18 protein-coding genes are annotated in these 15,301 nt (G+C 56.9%); 7 read left to right on the forward strand and 11 right to left on the reverse strand.

The features are described from left to right. Positions 1–201 precede the first annotated feature (201 nt). Positions 202–498, reverse strand: coding sequence for a hypothetical protein (locus DS906_RS02895; RefSeq protein WP_113788751.1), 297 nt, complete (start codon positions 496–498; stop codon positions 202–204). Between the two features lie 94 nt (positions 499–592). Between DS906_RS02895 and DS906_RS02900 the strand changes: the two genes are divergently transcribed. Both DS906_RS02900 and DS906_RS02905 read left to right on the forward strand, forming a co-directional pair. Continuing rightward, positions 593–946 (forward strand): autoinducer binding domain-containing protein, encoded by a 354-nt coding sequence (locus DS906_RS02900; RefSeq protein ID WP_113788752.1) that lies wholly within the window; start codon positions 593–595, stop codon positions 944–946. 18 nt (positions 947–964) lie between these two features. Next, on the forward strand, positions 965–1,372 hold the full coding sequence (locus DS906_RS02905; protein WP_199528451.1) for a response regulator transcription factor: 408 nt from the start codon (positions 965–967) through the stop codon (positions 1,370–1,372). A gap of 154 nt (positions 1,373–1,526) precedes the next feature. Here the strand turns inward: DS906_RS02905 and nusB are convergent, their stop codons facing one another. From nusB to ribB, 3 genes are read right to left on the reverse strand one after another with little or no spacing between them, the layout of a single operon-like run. Then, positions 1,527–2,009 (reverse strand): transcription antitermination factor NusB, encoded by a 483-nt coding sequence (gene nusB / locus DS906_RS02910; RefSeq protein ID WP_108858974.1) that lies wholly within the window; start codon positions 2,007–2,009, stop codon positions 1,527–1,529. After that, positions 2,006–2,557 (reverse strand): 6,7-dimethyl-8-ribityllumazine synthase, encoded by a 552-nt coding sequence (locus DS906_RS02915; protein WP_113788855.1) that lies wholly within the window; start codon positions 2,555–2,557, stop codon positions 2,006–2,008. Before DS906_RS02915 ends, nusB begins: the two co-directional genes overlap by 4 nt. Before the next feature lie 2 nt (positions 2,558–2,559). Continuing rightward, positions 2,560–3,681, reverse strand: coding sequence for a 3,4-dihydroxy-2-butanone-4-phosphate synthase (gene ribB, locus DS906_RS02920; RefSeq protein ID WP_113788856.1), 1,122 nt, complete (start codon positions 3,679–3,681; stop codon positions 2,560–2,562). A 376-nt stretch (positions 3,682–4,057) separates the two neighbouring features. Here ribB and DS906_RS02925 point away from each other — a divergent pair, with 376 nt between their 5' ends. Continuing rightward, positions 4,058–5,059: a phosphatase PAP2 family protein gene (locus DS906_RS02925; protein ID WP_113788753.1), complete on the forward strand. Its 1,002-nt coding sequence runs from the start codon at positions 4,058–4,060 to the stop codon at positions 5,057–5,059. Here the strand turns inward: DS906_RS02925 and DS906_RS02930 are convergent. Next, positions 5,014–5,616, reverse strand: a complete 603-nt coding sequence (locus DS906_RS02930; protein WP_113788754.1) for a riboflavin synthase — start codon at positions 5,614–5,616, stop codon at positions 5,014–5,016. The two genes, DS906_RS02925 and DS906_RS02930, sit on opposite strands and share 46 nt — an antisense overlap. A 141-nt stretch (positions 5,617–5,757) precedes the next feature. On the opposite strand from DS906_RS02930, the gene DS906_RS02935 reads away from it, so the two are divergent. From DS906_RS02935 to DS906_RS02945, 3 genes are all read left to right on the forward strand, one after another. Further along, complete coding sequence (locus tag DS906_RS02935; protein WP_113788857.1) at positions 5,758–7,056, forward strand: capsule biosynthesis protein; 1,299 nt, start codon at positions 5,758–5,760, stop codon at positions 7,054–7,056. Positions 7,057–7,136: 80 nt separating this feature from the next. Continuing rightward, the gene (locus DS906_RS02940; RefSeq protein ID WP_113788755.1) at positions 7,137–8,288 is read left to right on the forward strand and encodes a polysaccharide biosynthesis/export family protein; all 1,152 of its coding nucleotides are present in this window, start codon (positions 7,137–7,139) and stop codon (positions 8,286–8,288) included. Then, positions 8,288–10,285, forward strand: a complete 1,998-nt coding sequence (locus DS906_RS02945; RefSeq protein ID WP_113788756.1) for a capsular polysaccharide biosynthesis protein — start codon at positions 8,288–8,290, stop codon at positions 10,283–10,285. Before DS906_RS02940 ends, DS906_RS02945 begins: the two co-directional genes overlap by 1 nt. Here the strand turns inward: DS906_RS02945 and ribD are convergent. The 6 genes from ribD to DS906_RS02975 all read right to left on the reverse strand — a co-directional run bounded on the left by ribD (position 10,282) and on the right by DS906_RS02975 (position 13,866). Next, a complete protein-coding gene (gene ribD, locus DS906_RS02950; RefSeq protein ID WP_113788757.1) occupies positions 10,282–11,382 on the reverse strand; it encodes a bifunctional diaminohydroxyphosphoribosylaminopyrimidine deaminase/5-amino-6-(5-phosphoribosylamino)uracil reductase RibD in 1,101 nt (366 codons plus the stop codon). The genes DS906_RS02945 and ribD overlap by 4 nt on opposite strands. Further along, complete coding sequence (gene nrdR, locus DS906_RS02955; RefSeq protein ID WP_058274803.1) at positions 11,379–11,849, reverse strand: transcriptional regulator NrdR; 471 nt, start codon at positions 11,847–11,849, stop codon at positions 11,379–11,381. Before nrdR ends, ribD begins: the two co-directional genes overlap by 4 nt. Before the next feature lie 121 nt (positions 11,850–11,970). Further along, positions 11,971–12,384 (reverse strand): secondary thiamine-phosphate synthase enzyme YjbQ, encoded by a 414-nt coding sequence (locus DS906_RS02960; RefSeq protein WP_113788758.1) that lies wholly within the window; start codon positions 12,382–12,384, stop codon positions 11,971–11,973. 18 nt (positions 12,385–12,402) lie between these two features. After that, the gene (locus DS906_RS02965; RefSeq protein WP_113788858.1) at positions 12,403–12,804 is read right to left on the reverse strand and encodes a hypothetical protein; all 402 of its coding nucleotides are present in this window, start codon (positions 12,802–12,804) and stop codon (positions 12,403–12,405) included. A 78-nt stretch (positions 12,805–12,882) separates the two neighbouring features. Continuing rightward, positions 12,883–13,431, reverse strand: coding sequence for a DUF4166 domain-containing protein (locus DS906_RS02970; protein WP_113788759.1), 549 nt, complete (start codon positions 13,429–13,431; stop codon positions 12,883–12,885). Next, positions 13,432–13,866 carry a thiol-disulfide oxidoreductase DCC family protein gene (locus DS906_RS02975; RefSeq protein WP_113788859.1) on the reverse strand — a complete coding sequence of 145 codons (435 nt, stop codon included), beginning with the start codon at positions 13,864–13,866 and terminating at the stop codon, positions 13,432–13,434. It lies immediately after the preceding gene. 277 nt (positions 13,867–14,143) lie between these two features. Between DS906_RS02975 and DS906_RS02980 the strand changes: the two genes are divergently transcribed. Further along, positions 14,144–15,181, forward strand: coding sequence for an AraC family transcriptional regulator (locus DS906_RS02980; protein ID WP_233494665.1), 1,038 nt, complete (start codon positions 14,144–14,146; stop codon positions 15,179–15,181). Positions 15,182–15,301: the final 120 nt, after the last annotated feature.

Below are 15,301 nucleotides of genomic sequence, written 5' to 3' on the forward strand. Positions count from 1 at the left end.
TTCTTGTGATTGGTAGCATTCTGGTGGCCTTAAGCAATTCCGAGGGGGCTGGCTCTGTTCAGGTCCTGGCCTGATTACCTGGCGCCCACCTGTACATACAGGTCCTCGGGAATCACACCGCACGGTTGACTGGTGGTCCCGCCACATAAACTTATCTCTCGCCCGGTCTGGGAGAGTCTTAATTTTCCGAAATAGGTTGGCTCAGCCCTTGTCCACCGCAACGCGGGCGGGTTCGAACTTGGCCGCAATAGGTGTACCACGCCTGGGGCCTTGCGGCTTTTCCGCCATGCTCATGATCGCGTAGGCGAACTGAACACCGGCGAAAACAATGCCATTCATGAACCAGATCATTGCCAGAGCGATTAACCCGATCTCGGATCCGAAAATCAGGCCGCGCAAGTTGGCCGCGTTCAGCGCCAGCAGCACCCCGACAAACAGGGCCGAGATGACAAATCCCCATGCAACTTGCGTGATGTAAAGGCGGATCAGTTTGGGCACGACAAAGCTCCTTGTCTGATACCGTGATAATAGCGCATGGTCGTGCTGAGTAAACCGCGGCCTCAACGGGTGCGACACTATATTCGGAGTCTCTATGAATGCCCTCAGCCTGTTCACGTTGGATCTTCTCGAAGAACTTTCTCTGCGCCATGATGATCAGGAACGGTGGGAGTTCACGTTAGACCGTCTGACTGAGATCGGATTTAACGCCCTGAACATGCTTTGCTTCACACCCGAGACTGGCGCAATTCATTGGGTTCGAAGTTCAATGTCCAAAGGTTGGCTGAACCGCTATGACAGCCAAGGTTATGCCGAAGCGGATCCGATGCTGGCGCAGGTTCAAAATGGCAAGGAAAGCCTCTACGTGCAGGCCGCAAGCCTCCGGTCCGCGGACGGCCATTCCTCCAAGGCGCTGGGTCTGAATCACGATCTGGAAAAGGCCGGATAAATTCACCTTTACTCTCTGGTGGTTCCCTGCCCCGACAACGAGGCCAAGCTGGTGGTTCTGTCATCGGACCGAGCGGACGCCCAGGTTCAGATGACTGAACGGCAGCGCGAAATGCGTGTCCTGGCAACCGTGCTGGCCACCAATCTGGGATCGGATATCCCCAGCAATCACGGTCGTGTGTACGACATCGCCAGCATTGCTCCAACCGCTCCGGACCTGACGCCACGAGAGATGCAGGTCCTGAACCTTTTGGCTCTTGGGCACCGGAACGATAGAATCGCCGAGCTGTTGAACCTCTCGGAGATAACGGTACGAACCCATTTGAAGAATGCGCGCGAAAAATTGAGAGCTCCGACCCGAGAATCCGCACTGGTCCGTGCGATGCAACTTGGCCTGATCAATCCGCCGGGCTATCGGAATCGATAGGTGGCACGCCGGCTACGTTCCGGTAAAATGTTGGTGTCTTTGGAAAAAACTGTGAGTGGTGGAGGCCGAAGACTTGTTTGCACAAGTGTATTTTTAGATTTCAGGCGCAGCGCTTTGTGTGGCTGCGCCTTATTCATCTGGACTAAGGCTTAACTCAAAACGCCTCTGGCTGTGCTTCGCGGGCCATGTGATCCAAAACGGCGTTGACGAATTTCGGTTCTTTGCCGTCCGGGAAGAATGCGCGCGCCACGTCAACAAATTCGGTGATGACAACCTTTGGTGGCGTATCGCCTTGGGTCAGTTCGGCCCCGGCTGCACGGAAGGTGGCGCGCAGGGTCGGGTCAATGCGCGCGATGGGCCATTTGGCGACCAGAGCACGGTCAGTCATCTGGTCAATCGGTGCCTGATAATTCACCGCGTCTTCAACCAACTTGCGGAACACGCGGATATCGCCGTCCAGCATTTCCTCGCCCTCATAGACAGCGCCAAACCTATGATCCAAAAACTCGTTCACGACTGCTTCGGTCGTTTGTCCTGATTGCTCCATCTGGAACAGCGCCTGAACGGCATACAGCCGGGCGGCGGATTTCATCAGGCGTTTCTGGTTGGCCGGTTTCGGCGCGTCTGTCTGGGTCATGCTGTTGTGGGTCCGTTGTTGTCGCCCGCCACAAGGATGGACTCGGACGGCGGCTTGAACCCGACGCCCTTTTTGGAAGAGCCCCACTTACGGCTGAGTGCAATCAGATGCAAGGCCGCAGCGGCCGCACCACCGCCTTTATTCATCTTTTTGGCATTTGCACGCACCTCAGCCTGATCGTCATTTTCGACTGTCAGGATGCCGTTGCCAATGAGAAGACCCTGAAGGCCCATCAACTGGATCGCCCGGCTCGAGTCATTGCACACCGTTTCATAATGCGTGGTTTCGCCGCGAATGACACAGCCTAGCGCCACGTAGCCATCATAGTTGCACTGGCGATCAGCCATGGCGATGGCGGTCGGAATTTCCAGCGCGCCTGGAACCTCAACAACTTCGCACGTGCCGCCAGCGGCTTCGATCTCGGCCTTGGCACCAGAAACCAGATTGTCGGCAATGGCCCGATAGAAAGGCGCCACCACAATCAAAAGTTTCACAGGCTTGTCGAATGTCGGCGTTGGCAGTACGCCGTGTTTGTCTTGTTCAGCCACGATCAATCATCCTTGAGAATGGAACGGGTTCCGACGATGGAGATTCCAAACGCGTCGAGCCCTAGATATTTCGTTTCCGGTGTATCGGTCAGCAACACCAGTTCCTGGATGCCCAGCTTGGACAGGATCTGCGCCCCAAGACCGGTTTGCTTGATGGTGCGCGGGCCTTCGTCATCGGTTGCGTAAAGCGCATTGCGCGGCTCACGAAACAGGCAAACCACGCCACGTCCTTCGGCGGCGATCTTTTCCATCGCACGCGGCAGTTCCTGCGGCGATTTTGGCCCCAGGCCCAGAATATCAGGCGCTTCATGCAGTGCATGTGTTCGAGTCAAAACCGGCTCGGGCGTGGTGATGTCACCCTTGATCATGACGACGTGTTCGATGCCATGTGTCTGATCCGCGAACAGGCGCATTTCCCATTCGCCGCCATATTCTGACGTCACCGACCTGCGTGAGGTTTCGACGACCAGATTGTCGTTTCGCGAGCGATAGGTGATCAGATCGCTGATCGTGCCGATCTTCATGTCATGTTCTTTGGCGAACGCGACCAGATCAGGCAGGCGCGCCATGGTGCCGTCGGGCTTCATGATCTCGCAAATCACCCCTGAGGGGTTCAACCCGGCAAGCCGAGAGATATCGACCGCCGCCTCTGTATGGCCGGCGCGCACCAGCACCCCGCCCCGTTTGGCGCGCAGCGGAAAGATATGACCCGGTGTCGCGATTTCCGCCATCGTGTTCTGTTCGTTGATTGCTGTTTCAACCGTCAGCGCACGATCCGCTGCCGAGATGCCGGTTGACACGCCTTCGCGCGCCTCGATGGACACGGTGAACGCGGTTTCATGACGGGATGAGTTGTTCACGGCCATCATCGGCAAGCCAAGGGCGTCGACGCGCTCTGCCGTCATCGGCAGGCAGATCAACCCGCGCCCATGGGTGGCCATAAAGTTGATCGCCTCGGCATCCGCAAACTCGGCCGCGATGACCAGATCACCCTCGTTCTCGCGATCTTCATGATCGACCAGGATATACATCCGGCCCTTGCGCGCCTCTTCGATGATATCTTCGATCGGGCTGATCGCGTCGCGCAGCTGGGCCTCGACCGGACCGGGGGTTTCAAAGCTCATGGGGCAGCCTTTCGCAAGAGCGTGTCTGGACGGCTGGATAGACCAACCGGGCGCCAAATGCCAGACCACAAACGGCAGCGACATACTGCCTGACAACCTGCTCTCCAACCTTTATTGGCCGACATTTTATCTCTCGATCAAGGTCAACAAATCAAATCCCAATTTGTTGCACTTTAGTCGGCCACAAAAAAACCTTAATACCGCCCATTACGCGCCAATATACCTCAGGTATTTTTGTTGGAATTTATCAACCGGATTTTAAAAAGTGGCGCAAATGGCTTACGGAGCAATTTCTGCAGGTATCACCGCAGCCGGGTGCGGGCTAAGGTCGGCACTTTGGCGAAACCGCCTATTTCTTTCAATCGTATTTCTGCACATGTTCGCTGGCGCCGTGTTCAGTTTGCCTATTGGCATTCCGTATTGGGCATTGCTTTTGGACAGTCTGCGCACAACACTGTTGATGATCCTCAAGTTCACTAGTGTTTTCGCCACTTTTTTTGTCGGGTGGCGATTTATTTACGCCATTTTCCGAGCAAAGCCCAAAAAACCAATCCACTGGATGATTGTCGACATTCGAAATTCCTTACAACGATACGTGAAGTTGGTTGATGGCACTATATGCTTTGTCGCACTCGCAGTGCTGGCAAACACGTTTACGCTGCTAAAGAATTTGATCTCAGATTTTGTTCCATTTTTCTTGGATCCAACTTTTGCCGAACTGGATCGGATGCTGCATGGAGGTTTCGATGTGTGGATCCTTCTCTGGCCCGTGTTTGGATATCCTTTTGTCACGACGGTGATAAACGTCGCATATCACATTTGGTTTCTTCTGATTTACTTGCTGGCCTTCGTAGCTGCATATGACCGACGCGATCCAGAACGGGGCATGGTCTATTTGGTGGCTTTTGCTCTGACATTTATCATTGGCGGCAATGTGCTGGCCACGCTATTTTCTTCTGTCGGCCCAGTCTATTTTGAAGCATTCGGATTTGGAGATACCTTTTCAGAGCAGGTGCACAAGCTTGAATCGCTCAATGAGATCAGTCCCGTCTGGGCGCTTAATGTACACAAAATTCTCTTGACCAACTACAATACCGAAGGCGTGATCCGCGGGATATCCGCCATGCCCAGTATGCATGTCGCTAGCAGTGTCCTGATGGCACTCTTTGCGTTCCGCTACTCACGCTGGCTTGGCTGGGCGTTCACAGTCTTTGCACTAGTAATCCAAATCGCCTCCGTACATCTGGCATGGCATTATGCAGTTGACGGATACTTCGGTGCGCTTGTCGCGCTAGTCTGCTGGTATGTCGCCAAAATCCTGACCGAAAAATTCTATTTGGGATCAGTCGGGCTCCAATCAGCAAGCCTGGCGACGTAACGCGCCAATGTGTCAATCTCGAGGTTCACCTGATCACCAACCGAGACATCGCCCCAAGTTGTCACCTCTTTGGTGTGGGGGATGAAATTGATCCCGAAATCGCAACCGTCCACGTCATTGACCGTCAGCGAGGTTCCGTTCAGCGCAACTGATCCCTTGGGCGCGACAAAGCGGGCCAATTCCTTGGGCGCGCGCAACGTTACACGGGTGCTGTCGCCTTCGTCCTGCAGGGCAACAACCTCGGCCACGCCGTCGATATGGCCGGAAACGATGTGCCCACCCAGTTCGTCCCCAACTTTGAGGGCGCGTTCAAGGTTCAGGCGTTTGCCAACTCGCCAACTGTTCAGATTGGTTTTCGACACCGTCTCGGCGCTGATCTGCACATCGTACCAATCATCCCCAAGGGCAATCACAGTCAGACAGACGCCGTCACTGGCGATGGATGCGCCAATATCAATACCCGCAGTGTCATAGCCCGTTTTGATCCGAGCGCGCAGATCCCCTTGCTGGTCCAACTCGGTAACAATTCCGATATCGGTGACGATCCCTGTGAACATTGCTTTCACCCTTAGCTTATAACCTGTGCGTATGTGTAACCGCCGAGGTAAGCCCAAGAAACGCTGCGGGCAAGCCCTGCCTTGCCCGGATTGATGTATACAGGCATAATTTTGGTACCAAACGACAAAGAGCAGACCAGGATGCATCCACTCGCCTCGCGCTCGCATCGCCGTGTATTCCTGTTTTTGCAGGGACCGCATGGCCCTTTCTTTAGCGCACTGGCACGCGCTTTGCGCGCCGCAGGGGCTGATGTTCTGCGCGTGGGGTTTAACGCCGGTGATCAGGCGTTCTGGTTTGACCGCAGCACCTACATCCCGTTTTTGGACAATTCCGAGCAATGGCCTGAAACCCTTCGGGAACTGATCCGGTCGCAGTCGGTCACAGATATCGTTCTATACGGCGACACCCGTCCGGTGCATGCCAAAGCTGTGGATGTTGCGCGCGAGATGGATGTGACTGTCCATGTTTTCGAAGAGGGGTATCTGCGCCCGTGGTGGGTCACTTACGAACGCAACGGATCAAATGGGCACTCACAGCTGATGTCTTTGGACGTCGCGCAGATGCAAGATGCGCTTGACCAGTCCGAGGCACCGGTTCCACCGCCACCGTCCCATTGGGGCGATATGCGGCAACACATATTCTTTGGCGCGCTTTATCACTGGTTTGTTCTGTTCCTGAACCAGAGGTACTCCAACTTCAAGACGCACCGAGAATTGCCCGTTTCAAAAGAATTTCGTCTGTACTTCAAACGACTTGCACTGATGCCTTTCCACAGGATTAGGCGTCGCTGGGCCACCATGCGCGTTCGGCGAAACGGTGCACCCTATCACTTGGCCCTGTTGCAACTGGGTCATGACAGTTCGGTGCAAGCCCATTCAGACTATACCTGCATGTCAGATTTTCTGGAGCATGTCATATCGGGTTTTGCCAAAGGCGCTCCGGCCCATCACCTTCTGGTTTTGAAGGAACATCCGCTGGAAAACCACCGCGAGCCGCTGCGCCGCAGGGCGCGCGAAATAGCCCGCGCGCACCAAGTGGCGGATCGCGTGCACTACGTTCCCGGCGGCAAACTGGCCGGATTGCTGGATGACGCGAACACAGCTGTGACGATCAACTCCACGGCTGGTCAACAAGTTCTGTGGCGCGGGATCCCGTTGCGCAGTTTCGGAAGATCTGTCTACGACAAACCCGAATTTGTTTCACAACAACCCATTGCCCAGTTCTTTGCTAACCCGGACATCCCGGACCACGATTCTTACCGGGCTTACCGGCAATTTCTTTTGAAAACCAGCCAGTTACCCGGCGGATTTTATTCACTGCGTGGGCGACGGCAACTGCTGCGCCGTGCTGCGGACATGCTGTTGCAGGCGCATGATCCCTATCAGTCCGTTCTGTCCGACAACGAGGCGTCGACGCCACAGTTGAAACTCGTCGATTGAGCCGGGTTGGTTGGTGCTGGATGTTGAACCCCGAACAAGTTAAGTTGACGCAAACAAAAGACGACTGAGGATAATCGGCAGTGCAGTGCTTTCCAATTCGCTGGGTGCGAGGAGCCGCCCTTGTGGCTCTATGTGGCGTGCTGACCGCGTGCCAGCTCCCTAAATCTGGCCCCAACAAATCCGAGATTTTGGCGGGTTCAGTTGAAAATGGTGGCAATGCCTTTGTCGTCGAGGTGGATGACAGGGTCGCACAAGCGACATCCAAAGTCCCCCAATTTGGGTTTTCGTCGTCCTTCACCAGCGCGCAAAGCCTAACGGCGGATACCGTTCGCCCTGGCGACGTGTTGGGATTGACGATCTGGGAAAACGTCGATGACGGCCTGCTGTCGGGTGAAGTCGGATCCTCGACCACGCTGAGTGAAGTTCAGGTGGACGCCGACGGATTCATCTTCGTGCCATATGCCGGACGTGTGCGTGCGTCTGGAAACACACCTGAGCAGCTGCGTCAGGTGATCACTGCAAAACTACAGGATCAAACGCCAGACCCTCAGGTCGAGGTCCGCCGGTCCGCCGGAGATGGCGCAACTGTCGCGGTGTCTGGAAGCGTCGCGGCGCCGGGAATCTATCCAATCGAACTCCCGACCCGCACGTTGACCGGCATGTTGTCAGAAGCCGGAGGTGTATCAACTGGTGCAGGTGCATCAGGTGGTACTGACATTTCGCTCGTGACATTGATCCGCGGAAACCAAAAAGGGACCATCTGGTACGATGACCTGTTCAGCAATTCCAAGCTGGATGTGGCCCTTCGCGGCGGCGACCGCATTCTGGTCGAAGCGGACAGCCGGTCCTACATTGCTCTTGGGGCAACTGGCGGCCAGTCGCGCGTAGCGTTTGACACGCAGGACCTTTCAGCGCTTGAGGCTTTGGCGCAAGTCGGTGGCCTGCTGTCGCTGTCGTCCGATCCAACGGGGATTTTTATCCTGCGTGACGAACGTCAGGATATCGCACGCTCGGTGATGGGACGTTCGGACCTGCAGGGTGATCAGCGTATGGTCTACCTGTTGAACCTGACCGCCCCCAACGGGCTGTTCGTTGCTCGGGATTTCGTGATCCGCGACGACGACACTATCTATGTGACCGAAGCACCATATGCGCAGTGGACCAAGTCAATTTCCCTGATCGCTGGTGGCCTTACGCCGTTGGCCAATGTCGCCACGCTGACAGGCAACTGATGTCGCCTGAAACAACAGCCGGGTCTGAACGTACCCGGCTGCTTGTCTACAATGGCGGCTTCCTGACATCCCGCCGAATTCGCCGAATGTTGTCCCTGTCCGGTTACGACATCCGGATTGGCCTGCCCAAAGACGGTGATGCCGTCGGGGTTTGGGGTAACAGCCCGACGGCCCATCGCGGCCTTGGTGTCGCGGCTCGGCACAATGCCCCAGTGCTGCGCGTGGAAGACGCATTTCTTCGGTCTCTGCATCCTGGCCGCAGCGGAGAGCCGCCTCTTGGCCTGTTGCTTGATCGGTCCGGCTTGCATTTCGACGTGGCCCAGACGTCCGATCTGGAAACGTTGTTGGCCACTCATCCGTTGGATGACACCGCCCTGCTGAACCGCGCACGAGGCGGGATCGAACGGATGCGCAACCTGCACCTTAGCAAATACTCGGCCTATGATCTGTCCGTTCCTCCCCCCGACCCCGGCTATGTGCTAGTGGTCGATCAGGCCCGCGACGACGCATCCGTAACGGCCAGCGCCGGAGATGAGGCCCGGTTTCGCGAAATGCTGGTGATGGCGCAGGAAGAAAACCCCGGCGCCAGAGTTCTGATCAAGACACATCCCGACACCATTGTCGGATATCGTTCAGGTTATTTCACCGAGACAGACCAATCCGATCGCGTCTCGGTCATCAGTACGCCGGTCAGCCCGTGGGCTTTGTTGGAAGGTGCGGTTGGCGTTTACACCCTGTCCTCGCAGATGGGGTTCGAGGCGATTTTGGCCGGGCATAAACCGCGTGTTTTCGGCCAGCCCTTTTATGCAGGTTGGGGGCTGACGCAGGATGAAGCACACTTGCCACGCCGCCAACGCAACCTGACGCGCGCGCAATTGTTCGCTGCGGCGATGATCCTCTATCCAACCTGGTACGATCCACACCGGGACCAGCTGAGCGAGTTGGAAACCGTTCTGGATACGCTGGAGGCGAGATGCCGCGCCTGGCGGCAGGATCACAAGGGATGGACCGCCTCGGGTATGCGCCTGTGGAAACGCAAACATCTGCAACGGATGTTTGGGCGAGAGAAAACGGTCCGCTTCACAGCGGATCAACCAGCGCAGTCAGATCGTCCTCATATGGTCTGGGCAAGTAAAGCCAGGGGCACGGAAAGCGCCGTCCGGGTCGAGGATGGCTTTTTGCGCTCGTGCGGGCTGGGCGCAGATCTTGTACCGCCGCTGTCATTGGCAACGGACAATCAGGGTATTTATTACGACCCGACACATCCCAGCCAGCTGGAAGGGTTTATTGCCGCCCGGGAAACCCTGCGGCCAGATCAGGAATTGCGTGTCGAAAGGTTGATCGCTCAAATCGTGTCCGCCCAAATCACCAAGTACAACACAGGGTCCGGCGTACCCGATTTGCCTGAAGGGCATCGCATACTGGTCCCCGGTCAGGTCGAAGACGATGCTTCAATCCGCTTGGGCACCAGCACTGTTCGCACAAATGCCGATCTGTTGCGCGCTGTGCGCGATGCAAACCCAAACGCCATTCTGATCTACAAACCGCACCCCGATGTCGAAGCGGGCTTGCGCGATGGGGCAGTCGAGGCCGCAGACCTCGCCGATGTCATCGCCACCCATTGCGACCCGGCAGCTCTGCTGTCGCAGGTCCAAGAAGTCTGGACCATGACCTCATTGCTAGGGTTCGAGGCTTTGATGCGCGGTGTCAGTGTGACCACCCTGGGCGCGCCTTTTTATGCGGGTTGGGGGCTGACGAACGATTTGGGAACCGTCCCAGTCCGCAGGGGTGCACGACCTACGGTTTTGGGTTTGGTTCACGCCGCGCTGATCGACTATCCCCGGTATTTGGACCCTGTGACAGGTGAGCCCTGCCCCATAGAAGTCGCGGTTGAACGGCTGTCACAAGGTGCGGCGCCCGCAGGCGGTCCACTGCTTCGAGTTCTGTCAAAACTACAAGGCGCATTCGCGACCCATGCACATATCTGGCGTCGTTAACGCAGCGCCCGCGCCCAATGATGCATGATGTCCGGCCCGATGACCTGGGTCTCGATCAACTCAAAACGCGGGGCATTGTCCAACTTTTCCAGCCCCAGCGTGCCGATGGCTGACAACCCTTCGGCACCGATCGCAAGCCCGGCGGTGAACCCGACCAATTCATCGACCATATCCGCGGCAAGTAGCGACGCGGCCAAAGCCGCCCCGCCCTCGCAGAACACGCGGGTCAGCCCCGCTTTACCCAACTGCTGCAACAAGTCCGCTGCATCGATCTGGTGATCGTCCAGCGCGCAGGGCAGCAAGCGCGCGCCCAGCCCTTCCCAAGCACGCGCGCGTTCGGCATCCGGGGATGGGCCGTGACATAGCCATACGGGTATCTCAGCAGCCGTGCGCGCCAGCTGCCCCAACAAGGGAATGTCCAAATGGCGCGAGACCACAATTCGAACAGGCTGAGCGTCGACCCCTATATCCCGAACGGTCAGGGATGGGTCATCGGCGCGCGCGGTTCCCGCCCCGACCATCACCGCATCATGACGCGCTCGCATGGCATGCACCGCACGCCGCGCCTTTGGGCCGGTGATCCATTGACTGTGCCCCGTGGCGGTGGCTATGCGCCCATCAAAACTGCTGGCCAGTTTCAGGGTTACGAAAGGACGCCCCTGTTCGGTTTTCAGGAAGAACCCCGCAAGATCCTGGGCTGCCTGTTCGGCCAGAACGTCGGTGGTCACTTCGATCCCCGCCTCGCGCAGCATGGAAAAGCCCTGCCCAGCAACACGCGGATCGCTGTCTTCGATGGCCGCGACCACACGGGCCACACCGGCAGCAATCAGGGCCTCGGCGCAAGGGGGTGTTTTGCCGTGATGGGCGCAGGGTTCAAGCGTGACATAGGCCGTAGCACCCCGTGCCGCGTCTCTGGCTTGTGCCAGCGCTTGGGGTTCGGCGTGCGGGCGGCCACCCGGCTGGGTCCAGCCGCGCCCCACAATGCGCCCGTCACGCACGATCACGCAACCGACGGCTGGGTTTGGCCAGCACGTTCCTTGACCGCGCCGCCCCAAAGACAGGGCAAGCGCCATGTATCGCTTATCTGTTTCGCTCACTCGTCCGTCGAAGGCTGCGGCGGGCGCAGTTCGTGGACAAACTCCTCGAAGTCATCGGCCGCCTGGAAATTCTTGTATACGCTCGCAAAGCGAACATAGGCGACGGTGTCGATCCGCGCCAGAGCTTCCATAACGATCTCGCCAATTTTGCTGGACGGGATGTCGGTCTCGCCCATGCTTTCCAGGCGACGCACGATACCAGAAATCATCTGGTCAATACGTTCCGGATCAATCGGGCGTTTCTGCATCGAAATGCGGATCGAACGCTCCAACTTGTCCCGATCGAAATCTTCGCGTTTGCCGTTGGTTTTGATTACCACCAGATCACGCAACTGGACACGTTCGTAGGTCGTAAACCGCCCCCCACACGCGGGACAGAACCTACGCCGACGAATGGCCGCATGGTCCTCTGCCGGGCGTGAATCTTTGACTTGAGTATCGATATTTCCGCAAAACGGGCAGCGCATCCACCGTCTCCTCGTCCCTGGTTCCGCCTCTTTTTGTAAGCACTATGACTTACTTATCCACAACTATAGGGTAGCCGCTAGGATTTGGGTAGTCGGAAATTTCCACCGCAAGATAAAGGGGTCAGGCAAAATGTGCCGCGACCCTTCGCAGATGCGCTGCGGTGCGGTGTTCAAACAGGTAAATACCTTGCCATGTCCCCAGCACCAGTTGCCCAACGGACACGGGAATAGACAGCGATACAGGCAAAAGTGCCGCCTTGATATGCGCGGGCATGTCGTCGGGGCCCTCGTAAGTATGGCGCAGATAGGCCATCGCGGGGTCGTCGGACGGCGGCACCAATCTGTCAAAAAAGGCGCGCAGGTCCGATTGCACCTCGGGATCGGCGTTTTCCTGAATGGTCAGCGAACACGACGTATGCCGCACGAACAATGTCAGTAAACCATCGCCTGAGACCGAGTTAAGCCAGTTGCGTACGTCCGAGGTGAACTCATACAACCCCGGCCCGTTCGTCGAAATAATAAACTCGGTCTGCATATGGCGATCAGTCCTCGATCAGTCGCGGAACGGGCGGATGTTGCAACGTCCGTTTGCCCCCTGAACCGACATGCTTTCGCCAGCCTTGAAGCCGACTGAGATCGAACTGCTTTGCTGGGCAACGTTTGTAGGTTGCTGCAACGAGAATTGAACGGCTGTGCGGCGACCCGTTGCTTCGCTGGGGCCATAGCCGCGCACCACATAAATACGTTGCTGCCAACCTGCACCCAAAGTCCGGCGCGCAAAATCTGCGGCCGCGCACCAATACCCGTCCACGTCCTGACGGGCCCGCGGGATCACTTCGAACATATTGCTGTTGACGGCAACCGTCTGATATCCGTTTCGCGCGGCCGAGGCCGACGATAGGGGCACAGACAGCAAGATCGCGGCAGAAACCGCCAATGTCATAACCTGTTTCATAATCATACTCTCATTCGTTTCGAGGTGATTTTTCAAATAGTGTACATTCTTACAGGGCAAAGCTGGTTCACAATCAATTCAGTCAACGCGGGTCCCCGCGTGATCGAATGTTAGCCAACCCTGATACCGGATCAATGCCCCAACAAGCGGCATCCGGGCCGAAACATCAAACAGGAACCGTCCTTCATCATCCTGCCATTCCACAGTCTTTGATTGCGGCAGAAGCACCTTTGGGAAAGGTATTCGCAGCAGGCTGAAGCGCAGGATCTCGATCTCTAACCGATCGTTTGCAAATACCGGCTTCAACCAAACGGAAACCTGCCCAAACTGCTCGCGGACGCATCCCATGCCCTGCTCCAAAGTCAGCCGTGATCTGGTGATGTGGCCGTCGAAATCGCGCATCCAGATCCAAGCGTTCCCCTCTTGCTCGACCCTGAGACGCACAGGGATGTCGTCACCCCTGGACGGCATGCCGGCAAAGCGCAACGCGAGTTTGGCCAGCCACCCCTTGCCCGGCGTGACCGAGCATCGACCGGAATAAAATCCGCCCGTGCTGTGCAAGGCCCGCAGCGCCTTGGGCAGGTTCGTGCCCACGGGCAAGGCTTGCAAAAAGGGATCGGGGTGCACTCAGAACCCCTCAGGCAGAAAGCGAGCTTGCATTGTTTTGTCTTGGATCATGCAGGTCGGCGAACGTCCGAAGATGGCATACCGGTTTCTGGCGATCAGGTGATACAGCGGGTCTTTGACAAAACCAGGAAGAAATCTGCAGATCGAAAGAACCCACCAAAACCCCGGCAGCGTGCGCATTGCAGCCGCGAAAGCATCCAACCGTTGATGAACCACACCATCGGTCACAACGAGATTGGTTTCAAAATCCCGCATCGGTAGTCCAAGGTGAGAATACAGCCTTTGCCCAAATGGTGACTGCGCGGTGGCAAATTTGAACCGCTGCGCCTTGTCCCGGGCGACCATGAAACGAAAAAACCCCGAGCACAGAACGCATTCGCCGTCAAAGACGATGAAATCCTGACCATCCGCCGCATCTGTTGCCAGTTTGGTCATGCCAGTTACGCTCATTAACCCGTTTTGACGCACATTCGCATCACTGCGCATTCCGGGCAATGCGACACTGGGCTATCTTTGCGAATTGATATGTGTCGGGGAGCCTTGGGTCATCTGCGCGACAAGTTTCCTGGGCTCTGACCTCATCCCCACAAGGCTTAACCCGACAGCAGGCGGAAAATACGTATGACACTCACTGTAGTCTTGCGAAATTCTGCCATTGTTATTTGAATAGGTGACAACACCCCCCGCCCGTGGCCGGAACAAAGGCCGCGAAATGAAACACGCTGCTAACTCGGGTTTGAACATGGACGTCGATATTGCCCGCATTCAAGTGTTGTCCAAAACACTGGATCAAAAGGCAGAAGATCCTTCGATTGGTGATCGCATGCTGGCCAAATCCGGTCTGAGCCGCAGCGATATCGCGCCGCCTGCTACATCGTACAGCGCGCATAAAGAGGCCTTGTTTGTCCGCTACGCCTGCGACGCCTTGCATGACATTACCTTCGCGGCCAGTGCCGGGCTTGGCTTTAGGTCCTCTTCCAGCCTGACGGCGTATATCAGCAAATACTCGCGTGATCTGAAGCAGGTGGTGGAAAACACTTCGCGTTTTCACGGGATGATCGACCCGGCGCTGTTTTTCAGCCTGCGCGTTGCGGGCAACTTCGCATCTATCGAAGCCGACTGGAAAGACGCCAGTTTCGCGCGATACCACCGCCGTACCGAATTTCTGATTTTCGCGGCGCTCGCCCGCATCAGGTCGCTGACGCAAACAAATTTTTTCCCAACTGAAATTCGCTTTCAGCATGAAGTCGGCGAAGCCAGCAAAGATTTCCAGAAATTGGCAGGCTTTCCGGTGACCTTTGGTGCGGAACGGTTGGAGATTGTGTTGACGCTGTCCTCACTGGACTTGCCTGTTCCCACCTATGACCCCACTCTGCGCGAGCATCTTCTGTCTTATGGCGATCGAGTTCTGGCTGAAAGCAGCGAGCCGACGCAAAAGCTAAGGGCGCAGGTCGAGGGACTGATTACCCGGTCCATGCCCGGCACGATCATTCAGGCGGACGATGCGGCCTCGAACCTCGGCATGAGCCCGCGCACATTTGCCCGGCGGCTGAGCAATGAAGGGACAAGCTATCGTGAGATTGTCGAAGACCTGAGATGCGATCTGGCGCAGACCTTTATCACTAACGGGATGCCACTGTCGGAAATCGCGTATTCGCTGGGCTATGCGGATCAACCTGCATTCTCGACAGCCTTCAAACGCTGGACCGGTCAGGCACCCAGCACGTTTCGCACCCGGTTGGAACCGTGACACGAACCGGGTGGCCGGGGGTCATCAGCGGTACAGCCTCGCCCCGGCCTGTCCCATGAGTGGACAAGGCAGAAATAGGGACCACAACGTCACTTGCCTTGTGAGTTCTCGCCAATTTGA

The sequence above is a fragment of the Ruegeria sp. A3M17 genome (genome assembly GCF_003318255.1).
Taxonomy (GTDB): Bacteria; Pseudomonadota; Alphaproteobacteria; order Rhodobacterales; family Rhodobacteraceae; genus Ruegeria.

Coding starts and splice junctions, on each gene's coding strand:
- DS906_RS02900 (WP_113788752.1), top strand. CDS start 593: ATGAATGCCCTCAGCCTGTTCACGTTGGATCTTCTCGAAGAACTTTCT.
- nusB (WP_108858974.1), bottom strand. CDS start 2,009: ATGACCCAGACAGACGCGCCGAAACCGGCCAACCAGAAACGCCTGATG.
- ribB (WP_113788856.1), bottom strand. CDS start 3,681: ATGAGCTTTGAAACCCCCGGTCCGGTCGAGGCCCAGCTGCGCGACGCG.
- DS906_RS02925 (WP_113788753.1), top strand. CDS start 4,058: ATGTTCGCTGGCGCCGTGTTCAGTTTGCCTATTGGCATTCCGTATTGG.
- DS906_RS02930 (WP_113788754.1), bottom strand. CDS start 5,616: ATGTTCACAGGGATCGTCACCGATATCGGAATTGTTACCGAGTTGGAC.
- DS906_RS02935 (WP_113788857.1), top strand. CDS start 5,758: ATGCATCCACTCGCCTCGCGCTCGCATCGCCGTGTATTCCTGTTTTTG.
- DS906_RS02945 (WP_113788756.1), top strand. CDS start 8,288: ATGTCGCCTGAAACAACAGCCGGGTCTGAACGTACCCGGCTGCTTGTC.
- nrdR (WP_058274803.1), bottom strand. CDS start 11,849: ATGCGCTGCCCGTTTTGCGGAAATATCGATACTCAAGTCAAAGATTCA.
- DS906_RS02960 (WP_113788758.1), bottom strand. CDS start 12,384: ATGCAGACCGAGTTTATTATTTCGACGAACGGGCCGGGGTTGTATGAG.
- DS906_RS02965 (WP_113788858.1), bottom strand. CDS start 12,804: ATGAAACAGGTTATGACATTGGCGGTTTCTGCCGCGATCTTGCTGTCT.
- DS906_RS02975 (WP_113788859.1), bottom strand. CDS start 13,866: ATGACCAAACTGGCAACAGATGCGGCGGATGGTCAGGATTTCATCGTC.
- DS906_RS02980 (WP_233494665.1), top strand. CDS start 14,144: ATGAAACACGCTGCTAACTCGGGTTTGAACATGGACGTCGATATTGCC.